Annotated in this window: 17 protein-coding genes; 11 read left to right on the plus strand and 6 right to left on the minus strand. The window is 62.5% G+C overall.

Annotated elements, in window-relative coordinates; all coding sequences use genetic code 11:
- The first annotated feature begins 266 nt into the window (after positions 1-266).
- From AB2M62_RS03870 to AB2M62_RS03920, 11 genes are all read left to right on the plus strand, one after another.
- A complete protein-coding gene (locus AB2M62_RS03870; protein ID WP_404337965.1) occupies positions 267-1064 on the plus strand; it encodes a hypothetical protein in 798 nt (265 codons plus the stop codon).
- 347 nt (positions 1065-1411) lie between these two features.
- Positions 1412-2239, plus strand: a complete 828-nt coding sequence (locus AB2M62_RS03875) for a hypothetical protein (protein WP_404337967.1) — start codon at positions 1412-1414, stop codon at positions 2237-2239.
- A 212-nt stretch (positions 2240-2451) separates the two neighbouring features.
- The gene (locus AB2M62_RS03880; RefSeq protein WP_404337969.1) at positions 2452-2808 is read left to right on the plus strand and encodes a hypothetical protein; all 357 of its coding nucleotides are present in this window, start codon (positions 2452-2454) and stop codon (positions 2806-2808) included.
- A gap of 571 nt (positions 2809-3379) precedes the next feature.
- On the plus strand, positions 3380-4288 hold the full coding sequence (locus AB2M62_RS03885; protein WP_404337971.1) for a helix-turn-helix domain-containing protein: 909 nt from the start codon (positions 3380-3382) through the stop codon (positions 4286-4288).
- 186 nt (positions 4289-4474) lie between these two features.
- Positions 4475-5170 (plus strand): hypothetical protein, encoded by a 696-nt coding sequence (locus AB2M62_RS03890; protein ID WP_404337973.1) that lies wholly within the window; start codon positions 4475-4477, stop codon positions 5168-5170.
- Positions 5171-5552: 382 nt separating this feature from the next.
- A complete protein-coding gene (locus AB2M62_RS03895; protein WP_404337975.1) occupies positions 5553-7199 on the plus strand; it encodes an MFS transporter in 1647 nt (548 codons plus the stop codon).
- Positions 7189-7977: an SAM-dependent methyltransferase gene (locus AB2M62_RS03900; RefSeq protein WP_404337976.1), complete on the plus strand. Its 789-nt coding sequence runs from the start codon at positions 7189-7191 to the stop codon at positions 7975-7977. The genes AB2M62_RS03895 and AB2M62_RS03900 overlap by 11 nt, the downstream gene beginning before the upstream one ends.
- A 288-nt stretch (positions 7978-8265) precedes the next feature.
- Positions 8266-9561, plus strand: coding sequence for a hypothetical protein (locus AB2M62_RS03905; RefSeq protein WP_404337978.1), 1296 nt, complete (start codon positions 8266-8268; stop codon positions 9559-9561).
- Positions 9562-9728: 167 nt separating this feature from the next.
- On the plus strand, positions 9729-10598 hold the full coding sequence (locus AB2M62_RS03910; protein ID WP_404337979.1) for a c-type cytochrome: 870 nt from the start codon (positions 9729-9731) through the stop codon (positions 10596-10598).
- 288 nt (positions 10599-10886) lie between these two features.
- Positions 10887-11465 carry a nuclear transport factor 2 family protein gene (locus AB2M62_RS03915; protein WP_404337981.1) on the plus strand — a complete coding sequence of 193 codons (579 nt, stop codon included), beginning with the start codon at positions 10887-10889 and terminating at the stop codon, positions 11463-11465.
- Between the two features lie 110 nt (positions 11466-11575).
- A complete protein-coding gene (locus tag AB2M62_RS03920) occupies positions 11576-12142 on the plus strand; it encodes a DUF899 family protein (protein ID WP_404337983.1) in 567 nt (188 codons plus the stop codon).
- A 171-nt stretch (positions 12143-12313) separates the two neighbouring features.
- On the opposite strand, the gene AB2M62_RS03925 is transcribed toward AB2M62_RS03920, so the two are convergent.
- From AB2M62_RS03925 to AB2M62_RS03950, 6 genes are all read right to left on the minus strand, one after another.
- Positions 12314-12814 carry a hypothetical protein gene (locus AB2M62_RS03925; RefSeq protein ID WP_404337984.1) on the minus strand — a complete coding sequence of 167 codons (501 nt, stop codon included), beginning with the start codon at positions 12812-12814 and terminating at the stop codon, positions 12314-12316.
- Positions 12815-12840: 26 nt separating this feature from the next.
- Positions 12841-13914, minus strand: coding sequence for a beta-ketoacyl synthase N-terminal-like domain-containing protein (locus AB2M62_RS03930; RefSeq protein ID WP_404337986.1), 1074 nt, complete (start codon positions 13912-13914; stop codon positions 12841-12843).
- 109 nt (positions 13915-14023) lie between these two features.
- Positions 14024-14743 (minus strand): thioesterase II family protein, encoded by a 720-nt coding sequence (locus AB2M62_RS03935; protein ID WP_404337988.1) that lies wholly within the window; start codon positions 14741-14743, stop codon positions 14024-14026.
- Between the two features lie 54 nt (positions 14744-14797).
- Positions 14798-16153, minus strand: a complete 1356-nt coding sequence (locus tag AB2M62_RS03940; RefSeq protein ID WP_404337990.1) for a class I adenylate-forming enzyme family protein — start codon at positions 16151-16153, stop codon at positions 14798-14800.
- Positions 16154-16185: 32 nt separating this feature from the next.
- Positions 16186-16440, minus strand: a complete 255-nt coding sequence (locus tag AB2M62_RS03945; protein ID WP_404337992.1) for an acyl carrier protein — start codon at positions 16438-16440, stop codon at positions 16186-16188.
- A gap of 41 nt (positions 16441-16481) precedes the next feature.
- Positions 16482-17465: a class I SAM-dependent methyltransferase gene (locus AB2M62_RS03950; protein WP_404337994.1), complete on the minus strand. Its 984-nt coding sequence runs from the start codon at positions 17463-17465 to the stop codon at positions 16482-16484.
- Between the last annotated feature and the right edge of the window lie 69 nt (positions 17466-17534).

The following is a 17534-nucleotide window of genomic DNA, read 5'->3' on the forward strand; positions in this document are numbered from 1 at the left end:
ATTCGACCATCGATCTACAAATCTGGGAGAAAACTACGCCGTTTCAATTCTACTATCAACGCACTTCGCCAGCTTTATCGAATTGCGCAGCGTGGCTTGCACGCGAAATAAAGCGGCAGGATAATAAATGTCGAGAATCGGACCGGTTTTGATGTTGGCGGATAAAATTTTCGGTTGAATGTGGCTGCCGCGCGGTCCTGGGGTGAAGCTGCAGGGCGCGCGATATTGACACTATAAGCGGAGGAGCAAGAATTTGAGGAGCGCCGATGCCCGGTAAAACGCGCGTTACCGATGTGATCATCTCTTGCTACGCGATGTCTGGCATCCGCGATTATCGCGAAACGGAGGACGCGATCTACTTTGGCGTCCCCGAACCGCTCATCGATCCACAGTCGATGGCCTTCCGTTCACACGCCGGGGTGTTGAACGACATGGCAGTGAGCCATCGGCTGTCGCTTGCCGTTGGTCGCCACAAGTTCGGGATGCCTGAGGATTCGGCGTTCGCGATACGGCGGATCGAGGCAAGCGCTGGCCGCCACGGCACAGCCATGGCCCGCGAAATCGAGTTGCATTTCGAAGTCACCGCCAAGCGCTATGGCGCGGTCACCGGCCTCAAGACGGTGTTGTTAATTGGAGGTGCGACGGGGCGCGCGGTAACCACCACATTCGACGTGATCCCTTCGGCCCTTGCGACCTTCGTGCGACGCGAACGCAAGTTCCTGGATTTCGCCGAGGTGGCGATGGGCGGGACCGAGCCGCAGCTTTCGATCATCGCCGAAGGGCGGTTTCGCTATCATCCTTCGGAGGGCGACAGAGTCTCCGATGGCCGCCGGGTGGATCATGTGCCGGCGCTGACGCTGATCGATATCGCAATGTCGGTTGCCGAAAACGGGAGTCCCGGCACGGCTGGTCCAAGCCTTTGGGCGGAGTTCTTCAGCTATACCGATCCGCGCATATCTTTCGATATCCTGACGGAAGCCGGTTCGATGATCTTCGTGCAGAACGATAAGCGGGTGGCAATAGTCGGCAAGGACGAGTCGGGCCGGCGCAACTCGCCAGGCTGACGGGGGCATGGCCGATCGCGCGATCGTAACTAGGCAAATGCCGCTTCGGCGCTTCAACTTCTTCGAGATTGCTCGATTCGAACAGTTTTTGCCGAGCATAGGCAAAGAATGGAGAAGGTGACGGCGCAGTGCGGACTTTCATTCTGCCGGGCATCTCAGCAATCCGGGAGAGGAATTCGCCGGATGATCTCGCAATAACCTTGCTCATCTACACGCATCCAAAACAGTGATGGGGAAGAGCAATGAAAAACTACAGGTTGCTCGCTGGAGTTGTTATCTGCGGTTTTGCCTTGCAGAGCCCAGCATATGCTCAGCAGGCGCTAAGCGCTGCTCAAGTCGACGCGATCGTGAAGCCGACGCTCAAGACCTGCGATGCGATAAGCGGCGCCGCCACGACCGCCAAGGTGGAAAGCTCGAAGCTCAACACCGCGCGCATCCTCCCCGTCGCCAATCGCAAGTCCGTGGCCGCGGCCCGGATCGCGAAGACGCTGAACGGCGTTTGGCGTGGCGAAGTGGTCGGCGACACCGGCGACGTTCATGTCGATTATTTCTGGATCATCGACACCAAGGCCAATGAGGCGCTGATCATTGCGCAGCGCAGCGGCAAAGAGACGCTCGATGCGCCGACCTTGCCTGCGAACGCGCCGAAGCTGACCTATCTGATGTGCGCGCATGACGGATACTCCCCGGGCAGCAACACGCCACAGATCCACCAGTTCGTCCGGGTCTCCACCAGCACTGCGAACGCTGCCGAGATCGTGGAAAAGGCTACCGGGCAGAAGTCCGTCATGGCCAAGCCGAGCCTGGGAGATCTGTGGCGCGGTCTGATTTCGTCGGGATATTTCGATAGCCTTCCCTACGTCGCCTACGCAGGCGGCTATTTCAAGCCGATCCAGATCGCCTCGGTGCCCAGTCTTACCAAGGGCGCGGCGCCCCAGGTCTCGATGCGCTGGGACGCGGAATATCGCGGCGGCGGATCGACCAAGCTGAAATATACCACCGGCGTGCCGATGACCGGCAGCGAGCAGGTCCAGTTTGTTGGCGCTGCCGCGACCACCGGTGACTATCTCGTGTCTTCGCCGGGCAATGGCAATTTGTGGAAAGTCGAAGTCGTCGCCGGCGGGGATTATGATCTTGCCTTCGATCAGGTTTCGCTGGGGCCGCTCGAGCAGTGAAGCCGCGCGATCGGGAACGACGGCAGCAATAATGTAAATGCATGGCACGGGCTTGGGTGGTATTTCCACTCATCCCGTGCTTTCGTCTGTCCAGCGATCTTGCATACACTGCAGTTCGGCTGCGCGGCATTAGACATCTCACTGGCGTCAACAGAAGAGGATCGGCAATGGGAAGCATTGGCAACAAAATCGGCGAAATCGCTTGGATCGACTTGACGGTTCCCAACGCTAAGGGCGTGCGGGAATTCTACGAGTTCGTCACCGGTTGGGACTCGAGCGAGTTCGAAATGGGCGATTATAGCGATTACGTCGTGGCAAGCCCGGAGAGCAAGGAAACCGTGGCAGGCATCGTCCATGCCAAGGGCGAAAATGCCGATCTGCCGCCCTATTGGATCATCTACATCAAGGTGAAGAGCCTTGAGGAAAGCCTGGAGGCGGCGAAGCGCCAGGGCGGAACGCTGCTGGCCGGGCCAAAGAGCTTTGGGGAGGCGCGCTTCTGCATTCTCAAGGATCCGGCGGGCGCAGTGTTCGGCATTATCGAAGGCGATGCCGGCGGCGAAGAGGAATGAAGCGTGCGCCGCGGTGGAGCCTAGCGTTCCCCGCGGCGCCCGCCGTTCGATCTGCGCCTGAAGGGCAGCATTGTAATTTCCATGCCCGCTACCCGAGGCGCATTTCGTCGGTGCACCTCAATTCGGCTCGCATCGGCGCCAATCTATCCTCGTGTGATCCGTCAGGCCGGAAGTCGCGGATCGGATCGTCGAGAAAAATGCGAGCGGATTTAGGCACTTGTTGGAACGGTGACTGTGCGGATCCGCGCGTGACCCTAGAGATGTCGAAATCTGGACCGTTACGTGTTGTAATCGCAGCCTGGGCGTGTCACCATCCGGCTACAGTATAAGTGATTAGATAATTGCTCATGGTCGCGCTCGAGGGTGCAATTCAAAACTGCAGCGCGCGCGAAGTATAGAATTACTAATACATGATCTGGGTTGGCTGATCGCGAGATCGGCGGGCTCGGCGTTAGTCGACATCCTTCAGCTCCGCATTGGGTCGCATCGGAGCGCATTCGCCGAAAACAAAAGGCCGTATTTCGGCCCGACGTTTGTCATCGATGTTCCAACCCTAGCAAGGGGCGACCGCATGAAAGCCGCAGCCGCGTCACCGAACCACCCGCACCGGGAGTCGACGATCGTGGTCTATCGCCGGGCCGTCGCACGGGTCATTGCGCATCTGACGGCGAACCTGGGTGAGGACCATACGCTCAACGACATGGCCGATGTGGCGATGCTGAGCGCGTTCCACTTCAATCGGATTTTCCGCGAGATCACCGGGGTCTCGCCGGTCCGCTATCTCTATGCGCTTCGGATCGCGGAGGCCAAGCGCCTGATCCTGACGACGCGGCTCAAGGTAATCGATATCTGCTACGCAGTCGGCTACAACAGCCTGGGCAGTTTCAACAATCGCTTCGTCTCGCTGGTCGGCTATTCGCCACGGCGGATCCGCGCCCTCGCGTCGCGGGTCGATCCAGTGGAACTGCGCCGCCTGATCGAACTGCGCGCCGGCCCCGGGGGGCTGCTGCGGCGCGACCCCTGCTCGATCTGGGGAAAGATCGAAGCGCCGGCCGAGTTCTCCGGAGTGTCGATGATGGCGCTGTTCCCAGGGCCATCCTCGAACGCCTTTCCGATCGCCTGCGTCCTTTCCGAACATGGCTGCTATGCGCTCCCGCCGGTCGCGCAGGCCGGCAATTTCTACGTCATGGCGGTCGGGTTCACTTGGCACGAGCAGATGGCCGATTTCCTGCTCCAGCCCGATTGCCTGCGGACGAAGATGCTGCCGATCTGCATCTCGCCCAGCGGGTTGAGCAGCCCGATCGACTTCCATTTGGAGCCCAGCCAACCGGTGGACGCGCCGATCCCGCCCTCGCTGGCGTTTCAGCTGGTCGAGCAGTTCGTCGGGCTGCCCGAGGAGCCGCCCGAGGATGATATCGGGCCGTCGCAATTCTTTACCGGCCAAGGCATCGTCGCGGCGAACGCGGTACCGGCGATCTGAATATCGGGGGAACGGATGGGTGTGCTCCGGAAGACGTCGCCATGCGTTGCCGCTCTGGCCGCCGCTTCAGCCTGGCTGTGGGTGGTGCAGTTGGCGGAGGCACAGCAAGGCCCAAGCGTGCCCGCGGGAGGGCAATCTTGCGCAGGCGATCTGCGCGCGGCCGCGGTCGTTCCCGCGGACGCCAAGGTGGCGGATCTGGCGCGGTTGCTGCACGGGACCTGGGTGCGGCGGCTGACGATGGGTGGCGCGCCGATCGAGACCAACTCATTCTTCTACTTCGATTTTCCGAACCCCGAAACGGGCGTCGGCCACGCCTTGATGATCGATCATATCTATCAGGGGTGGGACTCCATCAGCTCGGTCCCAGGATCGCGTCCCGCAGCCAAGTCGGGTGGCTCAGCAGCCGAAGGCGAGGCGCCGGCGACGACAGGGGCCTATTGGTCGGTCTCGATCCGGCCGGCGCCAGCGGACGCGGCCAGCCAGGGCCATGCAGGGCTCACATTGGCGCTGGATGGCGACTATCGCGGCACCGGCGAGGAATATCCCCGGAGCGGCTTCCGCTTCACCGAGACCGGCACGCTGTATCGCGATGGCGCCGGCTATGCCACGCTGCATCCGTGGCGGGCGCCGCCGATGGCGGTGGGCGAGGCGCAGGGACCAAGCGGAGCCGACCGGTTCACGCCGGTGGACGCGGTGCGCGTTTCCCCCGGCGGCAAGGCGGGTACGCCTCCGACCCTGACCTACACTCTCTGCCAGGACGGCATCGTCGATCGCTATTACAAGATCAGCGATGCCGCGCCGACGGTGAAGGGCAGGCCGCTGAAGCTAGCCTGGGAAGCGGCGCTAGCTTCCGGCGCATTTGACACCGCGCCACCGCGCTGAAGCGGTTTGGCGTGCTGGATCGCAAAAATAGCTGTTGATCGACGGCGCGTAATATGAAGTTATGTCATGCGTTGTTTCCGAACAGGCTGCGACGGGGCGATGTTCCGATCGTGACCTGTAACTATAGATTTCGATGACGAAATAATGACTAAGCGCTCGGCGCGGGAGGTCGACTCCGCCGGGATTTGATATTCCGGGCTCCCAGGGGTTCGGGGTTCAATCATCAAGGGCGGGGGCCTGGCGTGTTCGATCTGGATCCTTTCGCACCCATTGCTGCAGCCAGCATTCTGGCGCCTTTCCGCACGCGATGCTTCCTCCGAAACGGCGATGCAGTAGGCGTGCCTGAACAGCTTGCGGTGCCTGTTTCCAGGGGAGTCGCGTCATGAGCCATTCGATCCTTGCCGGCGACCGACGCTTTGGGCCGCTGGCCTTTTGGGGCGGCGTGCTCGCCGTCGCGCTGGGCGTCGCCGCGCACCTTCCCGGTGCCGTCGATGCCGCGCATCACGGCGGCGTACCGATGTGCAGCGCCGGCGCGATGGACGGGATCTTCGGCGCGCCGATGGACGTGATGATGCTGATCGGCATGGCGCTGATCGTCGGCGGCACGATCGCGGCAGGCTATGGACTCCTTCCCAAGGCGAGCGGCCAGGCCGCCCGACCCGCGAAGCGCGTTATATCGAGCTTCCAGGGCAACATGACGCGCGCGCACTGGGAGCTGGCCCTGGTCCTGATTATCGCGGTGATCATCGATGTCATGAAACCCGCGACCTTGGGCTTTGTGATGCCGGGCATGGCGCGCGAATATGGGCTCAGCCGGCCGCAGGTGGCGTTGCTGCCCTTCGTTGCGCTGACCGGCACGGCAGTCGGTTCCTGCATCTGGGGGCTGCTGGCGGATCGCTTCGGCCGGCGGGCCACGATCCTGCTCGCCGCGATCCTGTTCGTCGGCACGTCGATCTGTGGCGCGATGCCCAGCTTCGGCTGGAACCTCGTCATGTGCTTCCTGATGGGGCTGCCGGCGGGCGGCATGCTGCCCATCGCCTTCACGCTGCTCTCCGAAGTCGCGCCGGCGCGGCATCGCGGCTGGTTGCTGGTCATGCTGGGTGGCCTTGCGCTGGCCGGGGGCTATCTCGCGGCGAGCGGCGCCGCGACGGTGCTCGAGCCGATCTATGGCTGGCGGGTGCTGTGGCTGCTCGGTTTGCCGACCGGGCTCGCGCTGATCGCGCTGAACACGCGCATCCCGGAGTTGCCGAGCTTTCTGCTGCTCCATGGCCGGACCGACGAGTTCAACCGCGTCATGGCCCGCTTTAACCTCACGCCCGCGCGCGATGCCGATGCGCCGTCCCTCTCGGCGGAGTTCGACCGCCCTTCGGGCAAGCCTCGTGTGTTCGGGCCGCCGATGCTCAACATGTCGATCGCGCTGAACCTGATGGCGGTGATCTGGGGGCTGGTCAATTTCGGCCTGCTGCTGTGGATGCCGACCGAGTTGCAGGCGCGCGGATTGGGTATGGCCGAGGCCAATGCGCTTTTGGCCAAGTCCTCGCTCTATGCCCTGCCGATCTCGGTGGTGGCGGCGGCGCTGTACCAATGGTGGGGTGGCAAGCGGCTGCTGGTGCTGCTCGCGCTCGTCACGGCGCTGGGCCTCTGCCTGCTCGGCGCGTGGGATCAGGCCGGATCGTGGATCGGCGCCAGCCCCATCCAGCTGATCGCGCTGGTGATGATCGGCAGCAACGGGATGATCGCGGTGATGCTGCCCTATTGCGCAGAGAGCTACCCTTCGGTGATCCGTGGCCAAGCGACCGGCTTCGTCGCTGGCGCCAGCAAGTTCGGCGGGATTGGCGCGCAGATTGCCACACTCGCCGGCGCAGTCCCTGCGGTGGCGGCGGCGGCGCTGGTCCTCGCCGTGCCGATGGCCTTTTCGGCGCTGCTCGTTGCGCGTTATGGCCGCAGGACCGACGCTGGGGAAGGGCCGCGTACGGCGTTCCCGGGCGGTGGCCTCGACGCCGCGATAGGAGAAGCCCGTGCAGCCTGACCTCGGCACCGACAAGAACCGCGAAATCTATGACCATGCCGATGACGCGATCTGGCAGCGCGCGGTGTATCAGCCGGTGCATGACGGCTGGCACTTCGCCAATATCGGCGGACGCCGGTTTCTCGATCTGATCGCCGCCAATTCGCGGCTGGGCCCGGGGAGCCATGTGCTGGACCTGTGCTGCGGCTCGGGGGCGGCGGCCTGTTATCTCGGCGAGCACTTCGGCAACGCAGTGACCGGGCTCGACATCAATGCGAGCCAGATCGAGCGCGCGCGCGAGCGGGCCGAAGGCCTGAGACAGTTGCGCTTTCTCCAGGCGGATGCGTGCAACTGGTTGCCGGATCGGCACTATGATCTGGTCTTCGAGCTCGATTCGCTCACGCTCATCGCCGACCTGCCTAGGCTGTTCGGCACCTGTCTCTCCGCGCTCCGCCCGGGCGGGCGGCTGGAAGTGGCTGAAGTGGTCGCGGGGCCGGAGTTGAGCGAGGAGATGCGCGCCTTCGCGCTGGCGGAGGACGGTGCGGTGACTCTCGTCACGGCCGAGCATCTTGGCGAGGTCATCGCGGAAGCCGGCTTTCGCGATGTCGAGATCGTCTCGCTCGCTGATGAGGCCGTCCGTGCCTTCACCTTGATCTATCAGAGCGTCAGGCAGAGCGACGATTGGCACGACGTTCCCGCAGACAAGATCGTCGACTGGAAGATCCTGTCCGAACGCTATCTGGCGGCCTTTGTCTCGGGCGAGCTCGGCTATGTCAGGATCGCGGCGACGGCGCCCTGAGACGGGTGTTGGCGGCCGAAAGTGATTCGAACTTCCGGCGAAGGTTCCAGTGGTTGCTTGAAATGAGCAATCCCAAAGGAGTTTGCCCTACTAGGCGATGTTACCAAGATCGACAGGAGGACATACTTATCTCCGGGGACTTATTAAGTCCCGCTACGGTTCACCGCTTTAGTTGTTCGATGCTTTTACGTACTGGCTGGTGACCCCAGGCGGCTGCGTGCGGCCTCGATCGTCCGAAAGCGCGATAAGATGTCCTTCATGGCCTCGCAATTGGCATGGGGAAGTCAAATGAATGCCTTGGAAGGTATCGCCAAATATGTTTCGCCCGGCAGCATCAGCAGCCGCGATATTCCCACCCGGATGCTTGCGGGGCTGACCAACTATTCGGTCGATGAGGAAATTCTCCGCAAGTTCAAGCCGGAGACTTGCTCGGAGATCGAAGCCGCGGCGGCCCGCATGCGCCAGCTCTTCGTCAAGAAGACCGGCGTGAATATCAGCCGCATCTTCTCGCGTGACGTGCGCGACGCGGTTTCGTCGCAGGATCCGGTCGCTCGCGACCAGGCGCTGTGGTCGATCGTCGACTCGGGCAATGACGACATCAAGACCGTCATCCGCTCGTTCGAGACCGGGCAGACCTATCGTGCACAGCTCTCGGCGCTTCTGGCGCTGCGCAAGCTCGCGCATTTCGATCTGGATCGTGCAAACTCGTTCCTCGAATCGGTGGCCAGCGATCTGACCAGCGTCGACGTTGCGGAATGGGCGGCCCTGGCGCTCCAGGAAATCCAGTATGAAGGCGGCAGCGGTCCGCATCAGCTGGGCGACTCGGTTGCCAAGCGTCCCTGGTCGCACAATCCCTCGCACCGGTTCGACGTGACCATGCCGCTGCACTTCGAGTGCATCGCGGTCACCCGTATCGGTTCGGCGACCGTCCGCACCGTGATTTCGCCCGAATGGTTCAGCCGGATCTTCGGCGATGCCATGGCGCTGGTCCGGGCAGAGACGTTCCAGAACCAGATCATCCTGGAGAAGCAGGTTGCCGGCCTGCATGCCGATGGCAGCATGCACTACGAGCACTTCCCCTTCCAGGGCGAGACCAAGGATCTGGGCGGGAACCTGCATCTGCACAATTACTGGTCCGAGATCCGCCGGCCCTTCTACACCTCCGGCACTGCAGAAGTCGTGGACGACAGGCATCCGGTCCTGGTCGATGTCCCGATGACCTTCTTCCGCATGGCGATCACTTCGGCGCCGGCGGCCTATCGGATCGACAACCAGCCGCTTCCCGAAAGCGTCCGTGGCATCTTCTTCGGCTTCGGCCATGTCGAACCGCGGGTCCTGCTGGCCCGGGGCGGCAAGATCGGGGTCGGCGACTTCCAGATCTCGTCGTCGCACAACCCGGCAACCGGTGAGCCGGCCAACACTTCCTATTACGGCACTTTCTACGGAAAGCTGACGGACATGGACGAGAACGGCAATCTGCGCACCAACGCCCGCGACGTGCACTGCGACAAGGATGCACGGCTCGACTATAATGGCGACGGCACCTTCGCGCCCGACCCGGTTCGTCCGGACGACTGGCACTGAGGACTAGCTCGCAAGAGTGACATTGCCGAGAAATGGATCCGGGGGCCGCATGGCCCCCGGATTCATTTGCGCCGGCGCCGCGCCTCTTGCAGCCTCGTGACGAGAGAATTGGGCGGTCATGTCGGGAGACCGAGTTGAGAGTTTTAGCGATCGCCTTGGGCGTATTCTTGACCAGCGCGCTGGCGGGAGCGCCGCACCTTCCCTCAAAGGCCGCGAACAACGCCGGGGTCGCGGCCGATGCCGAACTCGATCGCGGCGCGTACCTGGTCAATGCAGTGATGGCGTGCGACAGCTGCCACACCCCGCGCCGGGAGGACGGTCGGCTCGATCTCGCCCGGCGCTTTTCCGGCGGCAGCGAGGTCTGGGACACGCCGAACTTTACCGTGCACGGCTCCAACATTACGCCCGATAGCGATACCGGCATCGGCGCCTGGAGCGAAGACGATCTGAAACGGCTGTTGACCCAGGGCGTCCGCCCGAACGGCGTGCGGGTCGCGCCGCAAATGCCTTATGGCCTGTACCGGCTGCTCACGCCGCGCGATCTCGACGCGGTGGTGCGCTATGTGCGCAGCGTCGCGCCGCTGCGCAACGAGATGCCGGCGCCGGTGTACAAGACCGAGGCCTATGCCGGGCCGCTGCTTGCGGCGAAGCACGACAGCGCCAAACCGGCCAAAGCGGAGGGCAAGGAAGACCCGGCGTCGCGCGGCGCCTATCTGGGATCGCTCGCCTATTGCATGGCTTGCCATTCGCGCCGGCCCGACGGCGTGGTCGACACCCGCAATTGGTGGGGGAAGGGCGGCTTCGTGATGAAGGGAGGCTTCGGTACCGTCAGCGTCTCCAACATCACCTCGAGCAAGTCGAAGGGCATCGGCGCCTTGAGCGACGCGCAGCTCAGGCGCGCGCTCACCGACGGCGTCGGCCATGACGGCCGCGTGTTCAAGCTGCCGATGGCGCGGCAGGCCTTTTACAGCAGGATGACCGAGCGGGATATCGACGCCCTCATCGCCTGGCTGCGCGCGATCCCGCCGAGCGAATAAGTCTCGTCCGGCGCGCCCGTATCCGGCTTGGTGCGAGCGTGTTCCTGGCGAGGCGAGCCAGCGTAATTCTTCCCTCGATTGCTTGCATTGCAGACTAGTGCGGCAAGTTAGCAAGCACAGAGAGGATAGCCAGCAAGGGTTCAAGCACTATGTTTTCACCCTACTGAACCGTGCGGCAATTGGAGGCAATAGTTCTCCAGGTGAACGGGATACCTCTCGTTACTTACTGGGGACGATTGCGGCCGTTGCAGGCAAGGGGGCAACCCGAAACCGCGCTGGAGTGACAAAATGAATGTCAACTTTCCCCGCCGCCAAGTCCTTGGTATAGGCGCTGCTGTTGCGTCCGTCGCGACATTCGCCAGCAAGACGGCGCTCGCCACCCCTGTCGATCCGACGCATACCGTCCAGTGGGACGAGGCTGCCGGTGAAGAGGTGATGATGCTGTTGCATCGCATGCATCACGCCTGGAACGACGGCGATCTCGCCTTCATCAAGAATTCCGTTGCCGAGGAAGGCTTTGTCGGCACGTTCGAGCTCACCGGCGATGAAAATGCCGCGGTGCTGAACTCCCGCCAGGAACTGCTCGCCTTTGTCGAGAAGCTGATCGACGATCAAAAGGCGAGCGGCGCCCGTCAAGAGGCATCGCCGAACCGCACCCACCAGGTGCGCGCGACCTCGACCTTCGCGATCTGCACCGAGGAATGCGACCTGGTCGAGCGGCAGGCCGATGGCTCGCGCCATGTGCTGCCGCATCGCGGGACCTCGGCGCTTGCCAAGACGCCGGACGGCTGGAAGTTCGTGCACTGGCACGTGTCGCAAGGCGGCCCGGCGAAGATTTTCGACGCCAAGGGTAAGCAGATCGCCTAAACCCCCCGGGCGCGGTGGCTTTGGCTCCATGAGGGCCGAAGCCACCTCGTTGTCGGCCGCATCGCCAAAAGGTGCGGAGCCAGGGTTCTTGAGCGGATCAGGAGCGTCAATTGGACGAGTTGCCGGAAGCGAACCAGGAGATCTTCAGCCTGGAGCAGGAGATCATCGACACCCAATTGAAGCTGGATCAGCTTCGGCAACGGCAGATCCGCGGCGCACTCGTCACCGATTATGAGCTGACGGGTTGGGATGGTGCTCCGGCCCGATTGTCGAGCTTGTTCGGCGACAAGAACCAACTCATCCTCATCCACAATATGGGCGTGGGTTGCGCCTATTGCACGATGTGGGCCGATGGCTTCACTGGCCTTCTTCCCTATCTTGAGCGCGTAGCCGCTTTCGTCATCGTCAGCCCCGACGACGTCGAGGTGCAGAAGGCTGCATCCGCCGAACGCGGATGGAAGTTCAAGATGCTCTCGACAAAGGGGACGTCGCTGTTCAGCGACATGGGCTTCGAACAGCCGGACAAGAGCGCGTGGCCCGGTGTGTCGACGCTCTACAAGGAAGAGAACGGGCAAGTCCGGCGTCACAGCCTCGCTTCGTTCGGACCCGGCGACAAATTCTGTCCCGCCTTCAGCTTTACCGAAATGCTGCCGTTTTCGCAGGATCTCGGGCTCTAGCGATCAATCGCATCATAAGGCTGCGTTCGCGGCGGAGTGATCCCAACTCGTACCATCACGCTAGGCGACAGCCGCGGCCAGCTCTGGCCAGGGCGGGGATCAACGCACGAGCGATATGGCCCGGCCGATGCCGCATTCGATGGCGCACATCCGGTGTGCGCAACCCACGGACTAGCAATAGCCGAGCTCGCGGATCTGCTGCGTTAACGCATCGTCGATCGAACGCGCGATCAGGCCCTTGAACAGGTGGTCCTTGCCCTGCCGGTGATGCGCAATTGCGATGACTGCCGTGATGGCATTGTGCTCGATCCAATAGCGGATCATCGCCAGCATCGCGGGCGCAGCATGTTCGGGGCGCATGGTGAGAGACAGGCTGGGGCCGCGAATTCCCCGCTGAAGCGCTGGCAGGCCCACCAGGATGCTCGGGCTAGACCCCGCGAACCGCAGCGGCGAGATCGTGCCTTGTAAGGCCGTGTTCGCGATTTCCCGCACCGTTTCCAGGCTGCATTCGTCGCTCGCCACGATCATCCCGCTCTGGTCCGGCAGAATGCCACCCGTGTCCTCGATCAGCGACTCCGTGAACTGTGCCACGGCCCAGGCCACCGGGGGGGCGTAGAAGGAGGGCCGGTTGCGCGAGGCAATGTCGCTATACAGGGCCGTCTTCACCACCATGGCGGCGCTCCCTCAGCAGCCATGCGTCAGGCCCGCGCAATCAAGGCGGTGTTGAAGCCGCCGAATCCGAGCGTGACGCTGACGCCGTAATGGCCGTTCAGCGCCCTGCCATCCGCGTTCGAAAATCTCTTCGCAATCTCGCCTATCGGATGGATCAGCCCGACCGTTTGGGGAACCTGCTGGCGACGCAGCATCTGGAGCAGAAGAATGAACTCGACCAGACCGCAGGCACCCAGCGCGTGGCCGAGCGCGCCCTTGGTTCCCACGATCGCCAGTTCGTGATTGTCCGCGAAGACCTGCTCGACGACTTTCGCCTCAAGCTCGTCGTTGAGAGGGGTGCCGGTGCCGTGCGCGAAATAGAGTGCCAAATCGGCTGAGGTGAGGTTTGCCGCGCTCAGCGCCCTGTCGAGCGCTAAGCGGACCGACAGGCCGGAGGGATCGGGTGCCGTCAATCCAAAGGCGTCGTTGGCCGCGCCGACGCCGATCAGTTCTCCTGCATTCTCGGCGCAATCCTCACTTCGCATCAGGGCAACCGCGGCTGACGCCTCGCCGAGAAGCATTCCGCTTCGCCCGATGTCGAAGGGCCGTTGTTCGGCAGCCGTCATCGTTCCCAACGTCGAATGCGCGAGCCGCTTGATCGAGGTAACGATGTCCGTAGCAACGACGATCGCGATATCGATGGCTTCGCAACCTATCATGGCGGCAGCGACGCCCAGCGCATCGGAACCAGACGAACAGCCCGATCCAACGAGGATCGGCTCGACATCATATCCCAGGCGCAGAACGCAGTCCTTTGCCCAGGTCGACATGGTATCGTCGCCGGCATCGTCAAGCAGGTGGCCATAGCTCGTGGCGAACACGAACGCGCAACGCTCGGGTCGATCCCTGATGTTTGCTGGCAGGGCGTCCAGCACCTCGCTTGCTACGCGTGTGGCAAGATGTCGCTGCCATTGCCCGTCGCGCATGGCATCGGGCCGTTGTGGTATCACTGCCGCTTGGGAATTTCGGAGTTTCCACTTCGATGCCGGCGTCGAAAATGCGGTGCGACCCTCGAAAAGCGCATCGATCGTCGCATCGCCTTCGCCAAACGGCGTCAGCATCGACCAGCTGGCGACTGCTAGCGGTTTCAAGGCAGCAAGGGGCATCTGTACGCGGCCCGGCTGGCAGCCGGGAGAGGTCGGCCGCGCCGATCGATGGCCGATATACTGCTCAGGCCGCGTGACCTTCGGCAAGCGCCGACGAGCCCGCCCGTCCGCCGAAATGCTCGACCAGTGCGGCGACGCGATCGGGCTGCTGGAGAAGGAAATAATGGCCTCCTTCCAGCCATTCGATCGCGACGGCGCCCGACGTGTAGTTCTGCCACTCGGCGAGTGCCGCGGCGTTGGTCATCTGATCCTCGCTGCCGGCGAGCGCCAGGATCGGCACGTCAATCTTGGTATCGCCGGGGTCGTAGTCGCGGAACATCGCCTGATCGCTGCGGATCACCGTGAGGAAGTCGCGTGCCATCGCAAAGCTCAACCCCTTGGGAATGCCGCCGAACTCCTGCATTTCCTTGAACAGGCTTTGATCATCGAGTTCCGGCACGCGGCTAAGCCATGCGCTTGCATGCCTCGGTGCATTGCGCCCGGACGCCACCAGCAAAGAGGGGAGCGGTCGTTGGCGGGCTTCGATCAATTTGGTCGCTTCGAAGGCCAGGAGCGCGCCCATGCAATGGCCATGCAGGATATAGTCACCCGTCGTGTCGATCTGCTCCAGCGTGCGGGCGGCGCATTCCTCGATGGATGTGGCGAAGTCTTCCTGCGCGCGCTTGCCATGCCCCGATATCTCCACCGGGATCACCCGCGCCACTTCGGTGGGGAACCTGGCGGCATAGCTGCGGTAGCTGCCGGCGCTGCCGCCCCCATAGGGGAAAATGTAGATTGTTCTCATCGCGGCGCGCCTGCGGCGTCGCCAGATCCGCGTCTCGACCCCGTGTCGATGGCGTCATTTATGGAAGACATCGCCGCCCTGCTGAATGAGCCGATCCGGTACCTCGTGCAGGCGGAGCGACGATTTCATGAATGTCCTGATCTGATCGAGATCGAGCGGCTTGTTGTTCTTCGCCCACAGCCGGGTGACGAGGGAATTGGTATCGGCCTCGGAGGTCCGGGCAAATTCGACGTCAGGATGCGATTCCGCCACCTGGTCTATGCTCCGGGTGTTCAGCTTTTCGCCGTTCACGATCAGGATATCGGCCTTGCGCGCGACATAGCGGAGATAACCATCCGGATCCTGGGTGAAGAGATCGCCCGTCTCGAGATACCCCTCTTGCGTAAAAGGCTGGCGCTGGATGTTCTTGCCGACCTTCCTGCGGCATGCGGATGGCGTCTTCACCAGGAGTTGGCCGATACCGTCTGCATCCGGCGCATCGATCTTGGTCGCCACGCCGTTGAACGGTTTGCCGACCGAGTCATGGGCAGTGGCGGGGGCCTCATGGGCGGGCAGGACAGAGACGCGCGGCCCGGCCTCGGTAAGGCCATAAGTGATGTAGAGTTCCTCGACGAACGGCTTTTCCAGCAGGCTCTTCACCTCGTCGGGAGAGACTTTGTCTCCCCCGATGCTCAACGATCGAAGACGCGGCAGGACGGTGCCCTTCTCGAGCAGGTGGCGGGCGATCGTGGGGGTGATACCGCATATCGATATGCGCTCTTTCTCGATAAGCGCGGCGAGCCGATTGGCGTTGAACGGCGGTCCGTCGATCTTGAGTTCGCCGCCGCTGAGGATCGATCCGATGCTCTGCGTGACGAGCCCGTAAGAGTGATACATCGGCAGGATGATCAACTGCTTGTCGGCCGACGTTATTTGGAGCGTCTCGTTCGTCATGCTCGCGTTTCGCGACAGTGTCTCGAGGCTATGCACGCAGGCCGTCTGCGAACCGGACGTGCCGGTCGTCAGGATCAGGACGTCGAACGGATCATAAGAAGGCGGGGTCGGCGGAAGCAGGACGACATCGAACGCCCCGATCCTAGAGAAACCTTGCGTATCGTACCGGGTGGGATCGAGTTGCGGTCCGACGATCACGGCAATGTTCAGCGATTGCTGGATAGCGAGGACGAGGGGGGTCTTTGTCGACGGCGCGATCGCGCAGGGAACGCCGCCGGTTGCGAGCACGGCGATCCAGTGGAAGAGAAATTCGACGCCGTTCGGCGCCAGGATCAGGACCGCGGAGCCAGGCTGCAGCGAGAGCCGCGCATAGCCTTCATATATCGGCGCATATTCTGGTGTGGTATCGTTGAAGTCCGAGATGCGGCGCGCGAAATCGCCCACGCTGTCGATGATCGTCCTCGCGGCGGCATTCATGTCCTTTTGCTCCAACCTTTTCGCTGCAGGTATCAGTGCGTCGCGCGTTGGCGCTCGATCAGGCTGGTGAGGGTGGATATCGTGGCGAAGTTCTCTGGCGTGAAATCCTCGTCGGAAATGACGATGTTGAAACGCGATTCAATCTGGCTCTTCAGCTCGACGAAACCGAGCGAGTCCAGGCCGAGGTCCTGGCGAAGGGAATCGGTCACCAGGATTTTGTCCCTTTCGCGCTCTACGAAAAGATCTTCGAGCAAAATGTCTCTGACGCTGTCTTCGGTGCCGCTCATCAACGTCTCCATGCCCTGATTTCTGGTGACCTGCGCGTTCGTCATTTCGTGCCGACGGCGACAAGCGCGCTACGCCCGACCTCGGCGAGGTAGCGTATTCCTTCCTGTCGAATGGAGATCGGGCCCAGCGTCTCAGTAATGTATCGTTCCAGGCGCGGGGCAATCTCGTGCGGCGAGCCCGCGATCTTTACCAGGTCGTACATATCGTAAAGGTGCAGGATCGCCTTGTGCCGCGCCTCTGCGGCCGAGATCCCTTCCAGCGTGAAAGGGTCCTGGATCTCGAATACGCGGACGTCACGGAATCCCGCGGTTGTGAAGAGATCGAACATCTCGATGCGCGAGAAATGCGGATGGGGGTGGCCGGTACGCGAATAGGGGTGCACCACTTCGTCGAACCAAGCGGCGGTGCGTCCGCCGATCTCGAAATCGTGCAACACCAGACGGCCGCCGGGCTTGAGCGTGCGATGCGCCTCGCAAGCGGCTTCCTGCCGTTCGTCACCGCCGAGATGGTGGCTGCCATATGCGATCAAGACACCGTCCAGCGCATCGTCCCGGAACATGCTCCGCGTCGCCGATTGGCGGATGCAGGGCAGCCCCTGTGCCAGGCAGGCGTCGATCATGAACTTGGAGATGTCGGCGGTATAGATTGTCGGGGTGCGATGCCCCAAGGTTTCGCAGAATCGCGACAGCGTGCCGTCGCCCCCCAGCACATCCAGGATCCTGAACTCCGGTCCGGGCATTTCCGACGACTGCCCGAAGCACTTCAGGAGCGAGATCATCCCTGCTTTGCGATTGTCCGCGCTCTTCTGCGCGACATTATAGGCCAGGCCGCGACCGCCGGCTTGCTCGTCTTCGAATTCCCAGGATTCCTGGTTCATCGTCGCGATGTGCCGCTCCGCCTCGCGGCAGCGCTCGCGGCTCAATAGGCGATGTAAGTCGGGATGCTGACGGCCGAGATAGCTTAGATATTGATCGACGTCATAATCACTCAAGTATCGCTCAGCTAAAATCGTCGCATCTGACATACGCAACATCACCCGCTTTTAAAGCTTGAGATATCTCGGCCCCGTAATATCGATGGTATTGCGATGGCT

The sequence above is a fragment of the Sphingomonas sp. MMS12-HWE2-04 genome (assembly GCF_044881185.1).
In the GTDB taxonomy this organism is placed as follows: Bacteria; Pseudomonadota; Alphaproteobacteria; order Sphingomonadales; family Sphingomonadaceae; genus Sphingomonas.

What these genes read in the sequence shown, in the direction of transcription:
- AB2M62_RS03950 (WP_404337994.1), bottom strand. Translation starts at nt 17,465, where the DNA reads ATGTCAGATGCGACGATTTTAGCTGAGCGATACTTGAGTGATTATGAC.
- AB2M62_RS03940 (WP_404337990.1), bottom strand. Translation starts at nt 16,153, where the DNA reads ATGAATGCCGCCGCGAGGACGATCATCGACAGCGTGGGCGATTTCGCG.
- AB2M62_RS03925 (WP_404337984.1), bottom strand. Translation starts at nt 12,814, where the DNA reads ATGGTGGTGAAGACGGCCCTGTATAGCGACATTGCCTCGCGCAACCGG.
- AB2M62_RS03885 (WP_404337971.1), top strand. Translation starts at nt 3,380, where the DNA reads ATGAAAGCCGCAGCCGCGTCACCGAACCACCCGCACCGGGAGTCGACG.
- AB2M62_RS03895 (WP_404337975.1), top strand. Translation starts at nt 5,553, where the DNA reads ATGAGCCATTCGATCCTTGCCGGCGACCGACGCTTTGGGCCGCTGGCC.
- AB2M62_RS03935 (WP_404337988.1), bottom strand. Translation starts at nt 14,743, where the DNA reads ATGAGAACAATCTACATTTTCCCCTATGGGGGCGGCAGCGCCGGCAGC.
- AB2M62_RS03930 (WP_404337986.1), bottom strand. Translation starts at nt 13,914, where the DNA reads ATGCTGACGCCGTTTGGCGAAGGCGATGCGACGATCGATGCGCTTTTC.
- AB2M62_RS03945 (WP_404337992.1), bottom strand. Translation starts at nt 16,440, where the DNA reads ATGAGCGGCACCGAAGACAGCGTCAGAGACATTTTGCTCGAAGATCTT.
- AB2M62_RS03915 (WP_404337981.1), top strand. Translation starts at nt 10,887, where the DNA reads ATGAATGTCAACTTTCCCCGCCGCCAAGTCCTTGGTATAGGCGCTGCT.
- AB2M62_RS03905 (WP_404337978.1), top strand. Translation starts at nt 8,266, where the DNA reads ATGAATGCCTTGGAAGGTATCGCCAAATATGTTTCGCCCGGCAGCATC.
- AB2M62_RS03870 (WP_404337965.1), top strand. Translation starts at nt 267, where the DNA reads ATGCCCGGTAAAACGCGCGTTACCGATGTGATCATCTCTTGCTACGCG.